We start from the raw sequence: 433 nt of genomic DNA, 5'->3' as shown, positions 1-433 counted from the left end.
AGTCAGTTTGGCCACTACGTCGTCAGTGGTGTCAGTCACTTTGACCGACGCCGCATCGCCCAGCTGCAGATTTTCGAAGGCACGGCCGTCGATGTCTGCTGCCGACTTGATACCCAGGCTGATTTCACCGGCGTCTTTGTAGACGTCGTCGCCCTGTGCAGCGTGGCTGTACGGCGCGCTGGTTTCGCCGGCCTTGATGGTCACAACTTCGTTGTTGCTCAGGGTCACGACAAGGTCGTGGTCCAGGGCAGCGTTGATGTGCACGGTGAAGGTCGGTTTAACGTTTTCAGCGACCGAAACCTGGTCGGCCGTGATGGTGACTTTGACCAGGTCGCCACCGTTGCCAGTGCCTGGGGTGCCCGAGCCAGGCTCGTCGGTAACAGCAGTGCTGACCGGCGTCTTATCCAGAACCAGGTTCTCGAACTTGCCAACA

General features: G+C 59.4%; 1 protein-coding gene. It reads right to left on the bottom strand.

Annotated elements, in window-relative coordinates; all coding sequences use genetic code 11:
* Positions 1 to 433, bottom strand: a 433-nt coding sequence (locus HU766_RS26045; protein ID WP_202883665.1) for an immunoglobulin-like domain-containing protein, incomplete at both ends; no start/stop codon positions are given.

The organism is Pseudomonas sp. SWRI77 (assembly GCF_014269105.1).
GTDB classification, from domain to species: Bacteria; Pseudomonadota; Gammaproteobacteria; order Pseudomonadales; family Pseudomonadaceae; genus Aquipseudomonas; species Aquipseudomonas capeferrum.
Note: the sequence above shows the minus strand (reverse complement) of the source record. Positions and strands in the feature narration are given on the sequence as shown.